1 protein-coding gene is annotated in these 1,304 nt (G+C 73.2%); it reads left to right on the top strand.

The features are described from left to right. Positions 1 to 246: 246 nt before the first annotated feature. Positions 247 to 1,304, top strand: a 1,058-nt coding sequence (locus OZN99_RS31805) for a cupin domain-containing protein (RefSeq protein WP_270939186.1), incomplete at its 3' end; no start/stop codon positions are given.

Here is a 1,304-nt window from a genome sequence, read left to right as displayed (position 1 = left end):
CTCGGCGGTGGGGACGGCGGCGAAGAGCCGGCGCAGCAGGACCGCCGCGGCAGCGGGCAGCGCCGGCGCCGTCCGCACCAGCGCGGCCTCGGCGGCGGCCAGCACGCCGGGGCGGACGCCGTCGTCCTGCGTCGGGGCATCGGTCATGGCGGCGTCTCCTCCGGCCCGAGCGTGGCGGTTTTCCCCACCCGGCCGCAAGCGCAGCGACGTGTCACGGTTGCGCTGGCGGTGGTAGGATCGCGCCCCATGATCGCCGACCTCGCCGCCCTCCTTGCCCCGGTCACGCCGGAGCAGTTCTTCGCCGAGCATTACGACAAGGCGCCGCTGCATGTGCGCGGCACGCCGGGCAAGTTCGCCCAGGTGGTGTCCTGGCGGCAGATCAACCGCCTGCTGGACATGACGCATATCTGGACCGGCACCTCGCTGAAGCTGGTGATGGACAGCCAGGCGGTGCCGCCGGAGCAGTTCTGCACCCGCACGACGGGCCGCGACGGCGGCCAGGTGCTGCAGCCCGACGCGAAGCAGGTGCAGGCCTGGATCGCGCGCGGCGCCAGCGTGGTGATGAACGACGTGGACAGCCTGACGCCCGGGCTGGCCAGCGTGTCCGGCGCGCTGGAGGGGGCGGGGCTCGGGAAGAGCCAGGCCAACGTCTACATCTCCTGGCAGAGCCACAAGGCCTTCCGCACGCATTACGACACGCACGATGTCTGGGCGGTGCAGGTGGAAGGCGAGAAGACCTGGAACATCTGGGAAGGCCGTGCCGAATGGCCGATCCCGCACCCGGTCTTCCGGGGGCAGCCGCAGGAGCATCACGACCAGGCGCGCGGGAAGCTGCGCGGCACGGTGCTGATGAAGCCGGGCGACCTGCTCTACCTGCCGCGCGGCTGGTACCACGACGCGCTGGCGGAGGCGCCGGCCAGCGTCCATGTCGCCTACGGCGTGCACGCCCCGCTGGGCATGGACCTGATGAACATCCTGGCGGAGCGCGTGCTCTACGACGCCGAGTTCCGCAAGCCGCTGCCGCGCCAGGATGGCAGCACGGCCGCGTCCTTCGCGCTGACCCAGCGCGCCGGGCTGCTCGGCCAGCGCCTGGCGGAGCTGTCGCGCGACCCGAAGGTGCTGCAGGTGCTGGCGCAGTTCGTGGCGAACTACCGCTTCAGCCGCGGCGGCTTCGACATCCTGGCGGCGCGCGGCATCGGCAGCGTCGCGTCGGACGGCGCGGCGGAGGGCGCGCCGGCCTTCCGCGTGGTGGCTGCCGGCGCGAAGCCGGTGCGGCGCGGCGCGGAGTGGGTGGTGAAGGCGGC

It is taken from the genome of Falsiroseomonas oryzae, from assembly GCF_027856955.1.
GTDB classification, from domain to species: domain Bacteria; phylum Pseudomonadota; class Alphaproteobacteria; order Acetobacterales; family Acetobacteraceae; genus Falsiroseomonas; species Falsiroseomonas oryzae.
The sequence above is the reverse complement of the archived record's forward strand: the minus strand, read 5'-3'. Positions and strand labels throughout refer to the sequence as shown.